The organism is Candidatus Marivariicella framensis (genome assembly GCF_982709265.1).
Genome location: NZ_CEXPNT010000033.1, coordinates 1 through 15,611 on the forward strand (window position 1 = coordinate 1; position 15,611 = coordinate 15,611).

11 protein-coding genes and 1 pseudogene are annotated in these 15,611 nt (G+C 31.1%); 9 read left to right on the forward strand and 3 right to left on the reverse strand.

Features of this window, described 5'->3' with window-relative positions:
• Window positions 1-486, forward strand: a pseudogene (locus AC34EU_RS08275) (dehydrogenase); the annotation flags it as partial.
• Between the two features lies 1 nt (window position 487).
• Entirely contained in the window at window positions 488-1,405 is a 918-nt protein-coding gene (locus AC34EU_RS08280; RefSeq protein WP_487534581.1) for a hydroxypyruvate isomerase family protein, read from the forward strand.
• 93 nt (window positions 1,406-1,498) lie between these two features.
• On the opposite strand, the gene AC34EU_RS08285 is transcribed toward AC34EU_RS08280, so the two are convergent.
• Complete coding sequence (locus AC34EU_RS08285; RefSeq protein ID WP_487534580.1) at window positions 1,499-3,499, reverse strand: sialate O-acetylesterase; 2,001 nt, start codon at window positions 3,497-3,499, stop codon at window positions 1,499-1,501.
• 70 nt (window positions 3,500-3,569) lie between these two features.
• A complete protein-coding gene (locus AC34EU_RS08290; RefSeq protein ID WP_489696196.1) occupies window positions 3,570-3,800 on the reverse strand; it encodes an SGNH/GDSL hydrolase family protein in 231 nt (76 codons plus the stop codon).
• Window positions 3,801-4,138: 338 nt separating this feature from the next.
• On the opposite strand from AC34EU_RS08290, the gene AC34EU_RS08295 reads away from it, so the two are divergent.
• On the forward strand, window positions 4,139-4,885 hold the full coding sequence (locus AC34EU_RS08295; protein WP_487534579.1) for a BspA family leucine-rich repeat surface protein: 747 nt from the start codon (window positions 4,139-4,141) through the stop codon (window positions 4,883-4,885).
• A gap of 38 nt (window positions 4,886-4,923) precedes the next feature.
• Here AC34EU_RS08295 and AC34EU_RS08300 read toward each other — a convergent pair whose 3' ends face one another.
• Window positions 4,924-7,140 carry a CRTAC1 family protein gene (locus AC34EU_RS08300; RefSeq protein WP_489696193.1) on the reverse strand — a complete coding sequence of 739 codons (2,217 nt, stop codon included), beginning with the start codon at window positions 7,138-7,140 and terminating at the stop codon, window positions 4,924-4,926.
• 161 nt (window positions 7,141-7,301) lie between these two features.
• Here AC34EU_RS08300 and AC34EU_RS08305 point away from each other — a divergent pair, with 161 nt between their 5' ends.
• The 6 genes from AC34EU_RS08305 to AC34EU_RS08330 form a co-directional block, all read left to right on the forward strand.
• Window positions 7,302-8,024, forward strand: coding sequence for a class I SAM-dependent methyltransferase (locus AC34EU_RS08305; protein WP_487534576.1), 723 nt, complete (start codon window positions 7,302-7,304; stop codon window positions 8,022-8,024).
• Window positions 8,025-8,565: 541 nt separating this feature from the next.
• Window positions 8,566-9,666: an SGNH/GDSL hydrolase family protein gene (locus AC34EU_RS08310; RefSeq protein WP_487534575.1), complete on the forward strand. Its 1,101-nt coding sequence runs from the start codon at window positions 8,566-8,568 to the stop codon at window positions 9,664-9,666.
• A gap of 169 nt (window positions 9,667-9,835) precedes the next feature.
• Window positions 9,836-10,576, forward strand: coding sequence for an SGNH/GDSL hydrolase family protein (locus tag AC34EU_RS08315; RefSeq protein WP_487534574.1), 741 nt, complete (start codon window positions 9,836-9,838; stop codon window positions 10,574-10,576).
• Between the two features lie 85 nt (window positions 10,577-10,661).
• On the forward strand, window positions 10,662-11,969 hold the full coding sequence (locus AC34EU_RS08320) for a serine hydrolase domain-containing protein (protein WP_487534572.1): 1,308 nt from the start codon (window positions 10,662-10,664) through the stop codon (window positions 11,967-11,969).
• A 19-nt stretch (window positions 11,970-11,988) separates the two neighbouring features.
• Entirely contained in the window at window positions 11,989-14,181 is a 2,193-nt protein-coding gene (locus AC34EU_RS08325) for a LytR/AlgR family response regulator transcription factor (RefSeq protein WP_489696194.1), read from the forward strand.
• A 133-nt stretch (window positions 14,182-14,314) separates the two neighbouring features.
• Window positions 14,315-15,611: TonB-dependent receptor plug domain-containing protein (locus AC34EU_RS08330; RefSeq protein ID WP_489696195.1), on the forward strand; the 1,297-nt coding region annotated here is incomplete at its 3' end.

A 15,611-nucleotide genomic window follows, 5' to 3' on the forward strand; every position in this document is an offset into this window, starting at 1 on the left:
GTTGAGTTTACATATCCAAGTGGTGCTGTGATTTCCAGTCAATGTCGACACATACCCGGAACAATGTCTCGTGTTGATGAAGTTTTTCAGGGAACAAAAGGAAGTATAGAAACGAGTAAAGGAGAAATTACTGACTTACAAGGAAATTCACAATACAAATACTCAAAAAATGAGGCTTATTATGATACAACATCTGATGCTAATCAAGATGCCAACCCATATCAAGTAGAACATGATAAATTATTTGCATCAATTCGAAGTGGAGGAGTTATTTCAGATACTGAAAATGGAGCTAAAAGTACCCTTTCAGCAATTTTAGGAAGAATGGCAACTTATACTGGTAAAAAAATCACCTTTGAGGAAGCTTTAAATTCTCAATTACATTTAATGCCTGAATCTTTAACATGGGATAGCATCCCACCGTCAATTCCAGATTCAAACGGATACTATCCTATTCCAACTCCAGGAAAAACAAAATTTATTTAAAATGAATAGAAGGAGTTTTTCAAAATTACTAGGTATTTCAAGTTTAGGATTACTATCAGAAACATCTGCTTTTGCAAAAAGTAATCAAAGTGTTTTACAAAACTCATTCAAGTTAAATTTTGCCCCTCATTTGGGTATGTTTCGTCATCTCGCAGGTAATGATCCTATTGATCAATTAAACTTTATGGCAGATCAGGGTTTTAGGTCTTTTGAGGATAATGATATGCGAAATAGAGATATTGAATTACAGGAAAAAATGGCAGAAACCATGGCAAAGCGTAATTTGAAAATGGGTGTTTTTGTTGCTCATAAAATTTATTGGCAAAAGCCAAATCTAGCAAGTGGTGACCAGGTAATGCGTGATGAGTTTTTGGACTATATCAAAAAAGCTATTGCTGTTGCAAAACGAGTTAATGCTAAATGGATAACTGTTGTTCCAGGCCATGTTGATTTACGTCAAAACATGGCTTATCAAACCACACACGTTATTGAGAGTTTAAAACAAGCTACCGCTTTATTAGAACCATATGGAATTGTTATGGTATTAGAGCCTTTAAACTTTCGAGACCACCCTGGCTTATTTTTGACTCAGAGTCCTCAAGCATATGAAATATGTAAATCAGTCAACTCTCCATCGTGTAAAATTCTTTTTGATATTTATCATCAGCAAATTCAAGAAGGAAATCTCATTCCAAACATTGAAAAATGCTGGGATGAAATTGGTTATTTTCAGATAGGGGATAATCCAGGACGAAAAGAACCAACCACAGGTGAAATCAATTATATTAATATATTTAAATACATTCACTCTAGAGGTTTTGATGGAATTTTGGGAATGGAACATGGTAACAGTCTTCCTGACAAAGAAGGTGAGCAAGCAGTGATTGATGCTTACGTCAAAGTAGATCAATTTATATAATGGAAAATTCGATTTGCAAATTGGACTAGCAGCAAAAAATTCGCTTCAATAAAACAGACCAATAAAGATCATTGATATAATTTAAATACGATTCTATTCCTCAGTGGTAAAAGAAGATGCTGGCAAACCTTCTGTATTAAATAGAGTTCCAACTATGTTGTCACGCCAGGCATATCTAACATATTTAGGCTCTAAGACATCTGCTGCAAACACCTCTATTTTGTCTCCCAAAATTTTTGCTGATGCCCGCACATATACCTTATCAAAACTTGCAATTTCAAACCCCGATAATCCTAATTTTCCTACCATCAGTTTATTTCCAAAGAGTTCAAACTCAAGGATTATTTTATTTCCGGAAATCTTATGACTTTTATACAGCGGACCGGAAGGCACAATATCAGAACCGTAATCATTGAACAGGGCTAACCTAGCTAATCTGTCACCGACATCCTGTTTGTTGCCAGGATGAATACTAATAGAATCTCCAATATCCATTGTTACAGCCATCCCGGTATTTGGTGTAGCTAGACTTTTTCTTTGCGCATCTCTTAATGCCGGTGAAAGCTCATTTTTATATGAGAAAGGAGCAATTTGAACAAAATAGAACGGGAAGTTACTCTTCCATCTTATTCTCCAATCTTCGATCATACCTGGGAAGATTTTTTCATACTGATTCGCCCTCCCGACATTACTTTCCCCCTGATACCATATAGCTCCTTTAATGTTGAAGGGGATCAAAGGATTGATCATGCCATTGTATAAAACTCCGGGAAAATCGAAACTAAAAAGGCTATTATATCTAGAAAAGCCTGTAGGCTTCTTAACTAGTGCTTCTGGATTCAAATGATATAAATAAAACTTTTGATTGCCATATAAATTGCTTAGCCCTGCAGTATATTGGTAACTCCATTCTCCATCAATTGATATTTTTTCTCCTGAGTTACTTGATAAAATCATTTGCCCTCTAAATCCCCCGCCATAGCCTGTGTCAATGACTCGTATGGCTATCGTGTTCTCTCCTTCTACTAATATCGATTTGGGAATAACATATTCTCTGGGAGAATTCCAACCAAGAGTACTTCCTATTTTCTGCCCATTGACATAGACAACATCCATGTCATCAATGCCTTCATCGACGATGAATTTGTAATCTGAACTCACATCAGCTATAGCGACCTGTTTCCTGAACCAAAAAGCACCGTCATCTTCAATAGCCATATCCAAGCCCTCAAGATGCCCGGAGAGATTCACCTTGCTCCACGAAGAATCATCAAAATCAGTTTGACTGAAAGCCCCGTCCTCCAGGGCGAGTGCATTCCATGCATTAACGTTGCTTGTGTCTGAAGGCAGACTTACAGTAGAAAAATTTGAAAAGTAGGTCTTAATTCCAACCGTATCTATTGACTCAAGGGCATTCAGTTGCTTTTCAAATTCACCCAATTGCTTAATCTTTTCACGGCTCATCCAGGATTCCACTGGAGTCCCACCCCAAGTGCTATTGATGATTCCAATGGGGATATTCAATTCCTGGTGCAGCTTGCGAGCAAAGAAATAAGCTGTTGCACTGAATTTATTTGCATTTTCTGGGGAAGTCACTTTCCATTGACCTTTAGATTCGTTTAGTGGTATATGCGAAATAGCCCTTTCAACATTATAGCTCCTGATATCGGGGTAATCCGCAGCAGCAATTTCTTCCAAGTTATTATTTATAGGTTCATTGGGAAGATAACCCTCCAGTGACATTTCCATATTAGACTGACCAGAAGCAAGCCAAACTTCTCCTACCATTACATCTACCAGTGTAATAGTGGAGTCTTTAGTAAAAATAGAAACTTCAAAAGGACCGCCTGATTCAGGGGTTATTAAGTCCAATTTCCAGTTACCTTTCTCATCTGCTTTAACAGAGGATTCACTTCCCCAGTCAGCTTTAACCGAAATTTTCCCTTTGGGGGTATATTTACCCCAGATCATTACATTTTCTTTTTGTTGGAGGACCATATGATCCGAAAAAAGTGAATTTAGCGTCAGCTTCTTTTTCACAGTTGGCTGGCAAGAAAAAACAATTAGTAAAGCAAGAAGAAGTAGCTTTTTCATATTCTTAAAAGTAAGATAAATACCTGAACTTTTATCTAAAAAAGTCTAAATCACAAAATTCAAAAAAAGATTAAAAATGGTCAAAAAGTGAATTTTGAATATGATTTTTAGCCATTTCATTCATAACTGAATAGCCTTTGATTGTTATATGGACTCCATCATTGGTTAAATCTGATTTTAGACCCCCATTTTTATTATTCATAGTCTCGTAATAATCTAAATAGGAAACATCATTTTTCTGAGCATAAGACTTGAGGAGCCTATTGAGACTTATAATAGACTCTGCAGGAAGAATTGAAATAGATCATTTCTAATTTATTGTTGTCTAAAATCAAGTTTATATATTTACGAATCAACGGCTTTTTTCAATGTTCAATTCAAATAAATTTTTTCAATTATCAGAAATAAGATTTCGGTGATTTTCTACTTCAATTGAAATCCGAATTAGTCCTGATTTGCGATATAAATTGATGATTTAAAAGATCTATTATCCGAAACATTGTTTTTGTAGACAAATTAATAAGATTAGTATAAATATAATCTAGTTAAGATTTAAGAATTGTAAGTTTAAATAGTTAAAAATAATATTAATTTCATTTTACAGCAATAAAAGTTTTGCACATTCAATATTATAATGTTATGAAAAAAATTCTTTTTGTTTTAATATGTTTAATTTCTCTTTCTTGCCAATCAGAAAAGGATGAAATTATTGAAAATAATAATAATAACACTTCAGTTTTGCTAAATGACATTGATGGAGACGGAATAACCAACGACATAGATAAAGATAATAATACACGCCAAGGAGTACCTGTTGATGAGAATGGTGTCATGCAAAATCCAATCTATTTAGATGAAAATGGGGTTACTATTAAAGCATTTGAATGGTCAGAAATTGGGGACGAAGGAGTTTTTGATGATGTAATATTCACAATTGTTGATGAACAAATTTTACTAAATATGATTTCAAACGAGGAAGATATTACCAAGGTTTGTACAAGTAAAATAACCATAATGACCCAATTTTTTGTAGGAAAAAACACATTCAATCAAGACATTAGTTCTTGGGACACTTCTAATGTTAATGGTATGAATTTTATGTTTGAAAGTGCAGAAGCATTTAATCAAAATATTGGCTTTTGGAACACTTCTAATGTTCAAGACATGAATTATATGTTTAAATATGCTTCATCATTCGATCAAAATATCAGATTTTGGGACACATCAAATGTTTCAATAATGAGAGACATGTTCAATGGGGCAGTTTCTTTTAATCAAGATTTAAGTTCATGGGATGTTCTAAAAGTAAACGATTGTCAGTCTATTTTCTTTAACACCACTGCCTGGACTCTTCCTAAACCATATTTTACAAACTGTACCCCTTAAATTAAGAGTAATGATTTAAAATTTGTAATTTAATATCTCTATTTAGTATCGTTGTTAAGGAACTTTGTAAAATTGATCTTATTATATGGTTCTAATGATAACTTTTTTTGGCCTTCAATAAGTTTATATTTTTTATTTACTTCTACTTTTTTAAAGATCTGCTCTTCTGAATTTGGCCATCTGATGATTAAATTCTCTATAAATTCACTTGTGCCTAATCCAATTTCAGCTTGCAAGCTATTTGAGCCAAAACTTCCACCCGTATTAATTGAATGAAATACAACTCTTCCGTCGTCTAACTCGAGCTTTATCTGTGTCCCAATTGCGCTCCGGTTTGACAGAACACCCTCTAAATAAATTACAATCCAATTATTTTTTGAAATGGGATTTTCAAAGCAAATATTAGGATAATTATCTCCTTCATAAGCTCCTCCAAGAACAGTATAAATATCTTGATCACCATCATTATCCAAGTCTGCAAAACCTACACCATGGCCTTTTTGAATATGACCAAACCCTCCAGCAGAGGTTACTTCTTCAAAGTTAATACCGTCTTGATTTCTGAACATTCTGTTTGGAACAACAGAGGTGAATTCAGGAGAACCTGTACCAATATAAAAATCTAGTAACCCATCATTGTCAAGATCACCAAAATTACTTCCCATACCATACAAGCTAAGATCAATATTAAAAGATTTACTTTGGTCGCTAAAAGTTTCATTTCCATTATTAATATATAATTTTGATTTATTTGAAAGCACCTCTTTTCCTTGAATTTCTCTTGCAAAATCGCCAGATAGATTTTGTAAGTTACTTTTATCATAACTAGCAACAAAGATATCATTGAACCCGTCATTGTTTACGTCCCAAAACCATGTTGGAAAACTAAAATTAGGACCTTCTACCCCAGCTGTTTTAGTGATGTTTTTAAATTTTCCAAAATCATTTCTCAATAATAAATTTTTTCCACCCATCACAGAAATATAGAGATCTGGCCATTTATCGTTATTGATATCACCAAAGACCACACCTTTAACGAATCCTTCTATAGAACCTAGATTATAATTTGCAGATTGTTCTAAAAACCGTCCATTTTTTTGATTTATAAATAATTCGCAAGGATGGGATAGGTTCTTGTTTGATTCATTTCCTATAAAAAGATCAAGAAATCCATCATTATTAACATCAGCCCAAGCTGCTGTTTGAGTTGGATGAAAAGATAGTAGACCTGCTTCTTTTGTTACATCAGAAAAAGTTCCATCACCATTATTTTTTAAAAGTGAATTTGGATGATCCCCCCCCTCACCAAGCCACGCTCCTCTCAAAATAAAAATATCAATATTTCCATCATTATTATAATCTGCGTGGATACAGTTAAGTCCACTAACTATACCTTTCAACCCTGCATTTTCAGTGTTATCAATGAAACCAGCACCTGTGTTTATGAAGAGTTTACTTTGATCAGCCATTCCATAGGAGGTAGTAAAAATATCAATTAATCCATCATTGTTGAAGTCATCGAGGCTCACTCCTCCAGACAAACCATCTTGAGCAATTCCCAAATCTATTCCTACCTCTTTAAATAAGGGAAAATCTTTTTTTTCCCGATCCCAATTTGGATAATTTATAAAATACTTTTTAGGAACATCGTTCGGATACTCTCCAACGGTCATGTGTGCAACATTTAATAACCATTTATATTTTTCACTAGGAAATTTTTCATAAATCAGAGAGTAAATCTCTATAGCTTTATTGGATCCATTTGTTTCAATGTGATAGGCTTCACTTCTAAGTGGTAAGACACAAGAATATGCATTATGATTATTTTGACAATTTGTAACTTCTCCAAGTCTAAGATATGCTAGAGCTAGTAACTCAATAATTGGAAGCAAATCTTTATTTATAAGATCTTTATAAGAAAAGTTTTGTCTTATAATTAGGTTTTCAATTTCATCAATACACATCTCATTATTACCCGATTTCAAAAGTTCCTGACAATATTCATACCAGTATATTATTTTTTCTTTAGGAGCAACTTTTGAAATTTGTGATTGATAGTAATTAGCAAGCTTCTCATTCCAATGATAGTAATTTAATGGATTTCCATTTTCGTTAAGTTCTTTTAAAGTATTAACCATTGAAAACTTAACTGAATCATTTTCTTTTTGGGTTTGAGTATAGCTTGTTTGACTCTGAATCTTATTGCTTAAAACAATAAGTTGTATTAAAAAAAAATATTTAATATTCCTGCTCAAATTATTCTTCTGTGAAATTTTAGATTAATTATATAAAAACTTAATAGGTGAAAGATATTAAAAAGTAAAACAAAATCAATTAAGTGAATACTATCGAAATATAAATTTGGATATTTCTATAAATTATTTTTTTATATTGTTAGTAGTTGAAATTTGAACCAATGAAAAAATTAAATATTCTTTTATTATTTTTTACTGCTTTACTAATGTCAGATGAATGTGTAGGACAAAAGCTCAATAATGATAAAAATTATACCTTTAAAAAAGGAGATTTTAACGGAATTGGAAAGTGGTATATGGGTAGAGAAATTGCCTATGTAATGGGATTTGAAGGAATTGATTGGCTAGAAAGATCCGATCGAGAGAAAGAAGAAAACGTTTCTAATTTAATTCAAAATATGGATATTAAACCCAATGATACTATTGCCGATATTGGAGCTGGTTCAGGGTATCATGTTTTTAAAATGGCCCCATTAGCCAAAAAAGGTCTTGTATATGCAGTAGATATTCAACCTAAAATGTTGATGGCAATTGAAAGGACCAAGGAGTCTTCTAAAATCATAAATATTGAAACAATTCTTGGAGGTAAAAAAAGTGTTTATTTACCTAAAAATTCAGTTGATAAAATTTTAATGGTTGACGTGTATCATGAGTTTGATTTTCCAGTAGAAATGATTGCTTCCATAAAAAACGCATTGAAGCCCAATGGACAGTTATTCCTAATCGAATATAGAAGTGAAGACTCAAAAGTTCCTATCAAAAAAATACACAAAATGACTGAAAAACAATCTGTAAAAGAAATGGAAGCTGCAGGTTTTAAACTTAAAGGAAACATCGATAACCTTCCTTGGCAACATTGCATGGTTTTTGTGAAAAAAGATTGAATAATATTTTACTTAAACAAGATAATTTTAAAAGCCCCAGTTTTTGAGCATGTGGTTTCTAGGAGCAGTTTTTTTCATATTAATTAGTATAGAATCATCAAATTTTCTTTACACTCATTGATGGGGATATATCCAAAAGGTATAACCCCATTTTTGTATATTAATAAGCATGACATATTGTCTTATATTTATTATCTTTGTATATAATTTGATTTAAAGAAAAAAAAATAATGAGGGTAACTAATTTTTAGTTTAAAATTACCCTCAAAGTTAGGTTTAAGATAAAAATGATAAAAGATAAAAAAATAGATATCACCCATAAGAATCCACATTCCCATAATGGAACTATCGTAGATTTACCCTCACATTTACCCTCATCAAAACAGGGTAGTAAAGGTCTTCAATCATCTGATAATCAACATAATAACAAAAATAAAGGTCACAGAAAGAGTGTGCGGAATCAATATTACGGACGGCACACATTGGCTTAGCCAATATGGGACTTGAAGATTTAAAAGCGATCTCATCTTAAACCAAAACTATGAAAAAGTTATTTCTTTTTTTATTATCTGTTCCATTGATCTCTTTTGGACAAAATGATTTTCAAATGTCAAAAGACATAAAATACTTTGGGAAAGATTTTTTTAGCCTTGAAGGCACACTTATCTCAGACTCTCTCAAAGAGAATCGTTACGACAGATTACCCTTTTCGTATAAAGATGTTGTCAGAAAACCCGTTTGGGACTTGTCAAAATCATCAGCAGGAATGTCTATTCGTTTTCTTTCTAACTCAAAGAGTATAAGTGTTAAATGGACTATTTTAAATGATTTAAAGATGAATCATATGCCTGAAACTGGGATCAAAGGCGTTGATTTATATTTCAAGAACAAAGACAATTGGCGATATATTAATACTGGTCGCCCAAATGGAATTAAAAATGAATCCACCCTAATAGATAATATGACTGAAGAAATGCGTGAGTTTAAAATATTTTTACCTCTTTATGATGGGATTGTAAACATTGAAGTCGGTATTGATTCAAGTAGTGTAATAAAAAAACCTTTAAAAAATAATCAAAAATCAATAATTTTTTATGGTACTAGTATAACTCAAGGAGGGTGTGCATCTCGTCCAGGAATGGTCCACACCAATATCATATCCAGAAAATTAGATCTTGATTGTATAAATTTTGGATTTAGTGGAAATGGAAGAATGGAACAGCCAATAGCAAAATTAATTTCAGAATCAAAACCTCTATTCTATGTTATAGAATGTATGGCAAATATGATTAATAAAGAAAACGTAACAAATAAAACGATACCTCTAGTAAACACTATAAGACAAAATAATCCTGATACTCCTATTATTTTGGTTGAAAACTTCATCCCCACTTCTTCAATTTTGAATAAAAAAGGAGACAATGAAATAAAAGAAATGAATTCAGCTTTAAAAACTGAGTATGAAAAAATGATTTCAGATGGTTATAAATATGTTTTTTATGTAGAAACTGGAGATGCACTTGGAAATGACAATGAAGGTACGGTTGATGGTGTACATTTTACAGATTTAGGATTTTCAAGATATGCAGATTTTTTAATAGACAAGTTTGTTGAATTTGGACTGATAGATCAAACTCTTTAGAATATCAAATCTAACTTTTTAAAGTAATTTTGAAAATACAAATCACAGTTAATGATAATCTAGGATTTACAGTTTAAAATATTTCATTCAAAATATTATTTTTGTAGACGAAATAATGAGATTAGTATAAAAAGAACTTTGTCAAGTTATTAGAATTGTAAGTTTAGGCATGTCAAAAATAAAATTAATTTCAACTATAGTATTTCTAATTTATTTTTCAAATATTGTAAATGCGCAAAATTTGGATAAAGAAATGCAAACTCAAATCGATTTAGCTATAAGACAACTTGATTGGGCAGGATTAGCTAGATATCAAGAAGAAAACAAAAAATTAAATCTCAAAGATTCAATTTCTCCAGATGTAATTTTCATGGGAGATTCTATAACAGAGGGTTGGTCATTTTACTCTCCTATTTTTTTTTCAAATAATAATTATCTTAATCGAGGTATAGGTGGTCAAACAACTAGTCAGATGCTAATTCGATTTCGAAAGGATGTTATCAAATTGAAGCCGAAAATCGTAGTTATTTTAGCTGGAATAAATGATATTGCTCAAAACACAAAGTACTATGGCATAAACACTATTGCAGAAAATATATTTTCGATGGTAGAATTAGCCACCGCAAATAATATAACACCCATAATTTGTTCTATTTTACCTGCTGACAGATTTGAATGGAGACCTGAAATGCTTCCCTTAGAGTCTGTAAAAAAACTTAATGCTTTGCTTTATGATTATGCAGAAAAGGAAAACATTATTTTTTTAGATTATTATTCGTTTATGAAAAATGAAAAGGGAGGGATGAAAGATGAACTAACAACTGATGGTGTTCATGTAACTAAAGAGGGTTATAATTTGATGTCTGAGCTTGCAAAGAAAATAATAGATGAAACACTAATGAAACTCTAATAGGTTCTTTAAGTATTAATGATTTTATATTTTTTTAATCATTCATAACATATTTCTTACTAAATTTTAGGATTAATCCCTAAAAATGAAAAGTAGTTTATTGTCTTTTTTCGTCATCAAAGTTTTTATTGTATTCTTTCTATTTCATTCATGCAACGATATTTCAACACAATACGATCTTCCTGAAAATCATGGCTTATCTTCAGAGGGGCTTTCAAAACTAGGAGAATACTTTAACAATAAAATAAAAGAAAATAAAATACCGGGTGCTATCGTTTTAATTCGAAAAAAAAATAAAATTATTTTTCAAAATGAATACGGATACAGTAACTATCACAAAAAAATAAAATTTAAAAAGGATGATATTTTTAGAATTGCATCCATGACAAAACTTATTGCTAATCTAGCTGTCCTTGATTTAATTGAAAAGGGATTAATTTCATTAGAAGATCCGATTGAAAAGTATATTCCGAAGTTTAAAAATCCAACTATTTTAGAAACATTCAATCCATTAGACTCAAGTTATACATCAAAAAAAGCATTAAATAAAATCTCAATAAAACATCTTCTTACACATACTTCTGGTTTGACATATGGAACTTCAAGTGTGAGTTATAATGATAATAGTAGTGACCTTGCAGCTATATACACCAAAGCAGGAATTGTAGAGTTGTATTCTTCAAAGGATATTAAAATGGAAGAAAACATTGACAAACTAGCAATTTTACCTTTAAGTTTTGAGCCGGGAACAAAATATAGTTATGGAATGTCTACTGATGTTTTGGGTCATTTAATTGAAATCATTTCAGGTCAAACTCTGGATATATATTTATCAAATCGATTTTTTACTCCATTAGGAATGAAGGATACATACTTTTATTTACCTGATTCCAAAGCTGATCGTCTAGTACCTGTTCAAACTAATGACAATAAGATATGGAGTTTTTACGAAACAGATGACTATGATATTGATTTTCCCATAAAGGGTGCAAAACGTTATTTCTCGGCCGGGGCAGGTTTGTCCAGTACAGCTTTGGACTATTCTATTTTTTTACAAATGATACTAAATAACGGTATCTATAATGGAATATCAGTACTTAGCCCTAAAATTATAGATGATATAAAAATTGATCAACTTCCTAAAAACACTACAGTATATCAAAAACCATTAGCCTACGGACTTGCAACAGGATTAATTACTGAAGATTTAATTGATAGAGGAGAATTTGGAGTACCTGGGACAATTTATTGGGAGGGACATTTTGCTACTTTATTTTGGGTAGATCCATCAAACGATTTAATTGTTATAATTTTAGAGCAACTTTTAAATAATGATTGGAATAGTTTTCGAAATGATTTTAAAAAAATCATTTACGATTCATTCATTTACTAAAAATTCGTACTTTAAAAAAATGATCACAAAAATAAAGAAGTTTAAACTGCATTCTGTTTTCAATAGATCATTTTTGTCCATTTTTTTTATTTTTTTTATTCTTAAAACATATGCTCAGGAGGGATTAAAGTTTACTTCTAACAATAAGGATAAAATTGAAAGAACAAGCTACAAAGTATTTGAAAACCCCAAGAATTTTAAAGATAAATTATCAATAAAGTTTGACCTTTCATTTCATAGTAAATTGTATATAGGAAATATTTTTACTATCAATGGTTTTGCAGACGGTTCTTCCTATTCTTTGTATTATAAATATACTTACGACGATGACAACCTTTCTTATATTCAAATTAACAGAGTAGGAGAAGAAAAATTATATGAGTTTTTATTATCAGATGATCTAATTTCAAGAGAAAAATGGGTCACCATTGAACTTTCTTTTAATTTTAAAACTGATTCACTTCAATTACTTTTTAACGGAAAAAAAAACAGTCTACCAGAGCAGTTTGCTAAAGACTCAAATTCTTTAGGAATAACTTTTGGAAGACAAGAAAATTATTTTGATGTCCCTGCATTTAAAATAAGAAATCTTCAGATTAACGATGCTCAAGATGAATATATTTTTCCCTTAAACCAACAAGATGGAAATGATGTTTATGACGTCAACTTTATTGAAAAAGGAATTGTTACAAATCCAGATTGGCTTATAAATGATTTTTACCATTGGAAAAAAATTAACCAAATTGAATTAGAGGAGAATTATAATGTTGTTTTTAATTCAAGTAGTTCTAGTTTTCTTTTGTTAGGATCAAAAGAGTTGATAGAATATGATGTTTTTGATATGACTACTAATTCCAAACCGTATAAAAACACATACAACCTTTCCCAATCGAGCACCGGAAAAGCTTTCCTGGATTTAGAAAACAATAAGTTGTACAACTACCAAATTCAAAGGAATGATATTGTAAGTAATAATCTATTAAAAATGAAATTGGGTATAAAAGACGACCCGATTATTGAAGAAAAATCCAAAAATATAAAATCAAAACAGCTTTATTCAGTAGGAGTTTTAGATTTAGATACTTTTATGTGGTCAGGTATAGAATCAAGCAGTTTATTTTCCTTCCAGAGATTTCATCACAATACTTTTTTTCAACCAAATTATAAAAGATTTACTTTTTTCGGTGGTTACGGTAATTTTAGATACTTCAACGACATTTCACAATATGATATTAAAAAAAAGAGTTTTAAAACTCTTGAGTTTTCAGGAGATTTTATTCCTCCTAGATTCCTTTCAGGAATGTTGTCTTTAGATTCTAATACTCTATTAATTTATGGAGGAGTTGGAAATCTTAAAGGTGAGGAGCATATTGGTAGAAAGTATTTTTCAGATTTGTATCAATTAAATTTAGAAAGTCGTAAGATTTCAAAAAAGTGGTCCAATGAATCCAAACTGTTTCGCGCTGCTTCATCAGAAAACATGATCCTTTCTGATGATAGAAATAGTTTTTACACTGTTTCTTATTCAGAAAATTTTGACAAGGATTATTTAAAGCTCAAAAAATTGAATATTGAAAATGGAACACAAATTCATGTTGGGGACAGTATTTTAATGGAAACAAACAAAGTTGCCAATAAAGTTGATATTTTTAAGAGTAAAATAAACGGTAAAATTCTTCTGTACACTAAAGAGTTTAAAGATAATAGATTTCAAAAAAATATAATTACTTTTTATAGTATTGAAAATGAACCGATAATTTTTTCTGAATTAAATAAAGGTGCATATCCTTTCATTAAATTCAAAGAATTATACCTTGGAATATTAGTTTTATTAATTCTTTTATTTTTTCTAATTCGATATTATTATCTGAATACTAAAACAAACAAATCAACGAACAAAAATGAATTTATTTTTGTTCGTTCAAATCGTCAAAATATAAAGCTTTTTTATCATGACATATGGGCTGTAGAAGCTCTCAAGGATTACATAAAAATTATATGTAGCGATAAGATGTATGTTGTTCATAATAATATATCAAAGTTTGGTGAGAGCCTTCCGAAATCTATATTTATTAGAGTTCACAGATCATTCATTATTAATCTTAATAAAATTTCTTCTATAGAAGGAGATACAGTTTACCTTGAAAAAAAGTATTATAAAATTGGTGGAAAATACATGGGTGAAATCAGGAAACATCTAGATCTTAATTAATCAAAAGTTTTTATAAACGGATTTTGCTAAGAAAAATTTAGTAGATAAAACTAGCTAATTCGTATAATTTAGGCTTTCCCTACAAAATTTTGAATGTAAGTTTATTTAATAATTTAAAAATAAAACAATCAAAATGAACAATATAAAAAAATTAGTTTGTTTTACTTTATTGACTTTTCTATTTACGAGCATAACTTTTGCTCAGTCAACTAGTGGAACAATTTCTGATATGGACGGATTGCCGTTACCTGGTGCTACCGTCGTTAACTTGAATACTTCGAATGGAGTTACATCAGACTTCGATGGTAAATTTACAATCGAAACTTCAGTAGATGATGTATTACAGTTTACTTATGTAGGTTATAAGCCTGCTGAGGTAACTGTTTCCCAAAGCAATGATGATATTAACATAAGGTTAGTACAGGGAAATGAATTAGAAGAAGTTGTTGTTACTTCTTTCGGATTTGAGAAAAAAACAAAGTCACTAGGTTACTCAGTTACTCAAGTGGAAGGAGATGAGATAAGTAGGGTTAAATCTACAAATCCTTTACAAGCTCTTAGGGGAAAAGTTGCAGGTGTGAATATCAGTAACAATGCTTCGGGAATAAAAGGCTCTACAAGAGTTGTAATTCGTGGTGCTAGTTCTTTTAATGGTTCTAATCAACCTCTATATATTATCGATGGTATCTCTATTCAAAACGAACAGCTAGGAACTGCAGGTGAATGGGGTGGAGTTGATGCTGGAGATGGTTTATCTGCAATCAACCCGGATGATATAAAGTCAATTAGTGTATTAAAAGGGGGTGCAGCTGCAGCTCTTTACGGATCAAGAGCTTCAAATGGGGTAATTTTAGTTACTACTAAAAATGGAAGTGAAGCATCAAAAGGATTAGGTGTTGAGATATCTAACCAAACCATTTTCACTGGAATTAATGATAATTTTAATCCACAAATGTCATATGGAAACGGTTTATTGGGTGTAGCATCTACTAATTCTCTAGATCCTTTCAATTCATGGGGACCTAAACTAGGTTCAGGTGCAAAAACATATGACAACATGAATAAGTTGTATGATACAGGTATAGCTATGACAAACTCAGCTGCTTTCACATCCAATACAGATATGGGAAGTACAAGAGTTGCTTTTACTAATTTAGAAGCATCAGATGTAATTGACACATCAACACTAAAAAGAAATTCATTAAACTTAACTTCAGTTCAGAATCTTTCAGACAAACTAACTGTTAAGACGAGTATTAAATATAGTTCAACAAAAGAAAAAGGTAATGTTGTAATGGGTACATCTCCAATGAGTCCAAATGAAACCATAAGAAATTTTGCGCCAAACGTTGATGTTTCTGATTACTTAGGAGAATTTGGTAATGGAACTACCGATGGAGAAAATGAACTATCACCTGCAACTAGTATTT

What these genes read in the sequence shown, in the direction of transcription:
- AC34EU_RS08280 (WP_487534581.1), top strand. Translation starts at nt 488, where the DNA reads ATGAATAGAAGGAGTTTTTCAAAATTACTAGGTATTTCAAGTTTAGGA.
- AC34EU_RS08285 (WP_487534580.1), bottom strand. Translation starts at nt 3,499, where the DNA reads ATGAAAAAGCTACTTCTTCTTGCTTTACTAATTGTTTTTTCTTGCCAG.
- AC34EU_RS08295 (WP_487534579.1), top strand. Translation starts at nt 4,139, where the DNA reads ATGAAAAAAATTCTTTTTGTTTTAATATGTTTAATTTCTCTTTCTTGC.
- AC34EU_RS08305 (WP_487534576.1), top strand. Translation starts at nt 7,302, where the DNA reads ATGAAAAAATTAAATATTCTTTTATTATTTTTTACTGCTTTACTAATG.
- AC34EU_RS08310 (WP_487534575.1), top strand. Translation starts at nt 8,566, where the DNA reads ATGAAAAAGTTATTTCTTTTTTTATTATCTGTTCCATTGATCTCTTTT.
- AC34EU_RS08315 (WP_487534574.1), top strand. Translation starts at nt 9,836, where the DNA reads ATGTCAAAAATAAAATTAATTTCAACTATAGTATTTCTAATTTATTTT.
- AC34EU_RS08320 (WP_487534572.1), top strand. Translation starts at nt 10,662, where the DNA reads ATGAAAAGTAGTTTATTGTCTTTTTTCGTCATCAAAGTTTTTATTGTA.
- AC34EU_RS08325 (WP_489696194.1), top strand. Translation starts at nt 11,989, where the DNA reads ATGATCACAAAAATAAAGAAGTTTAAACTGCATTCTGTTTTCAATAGA.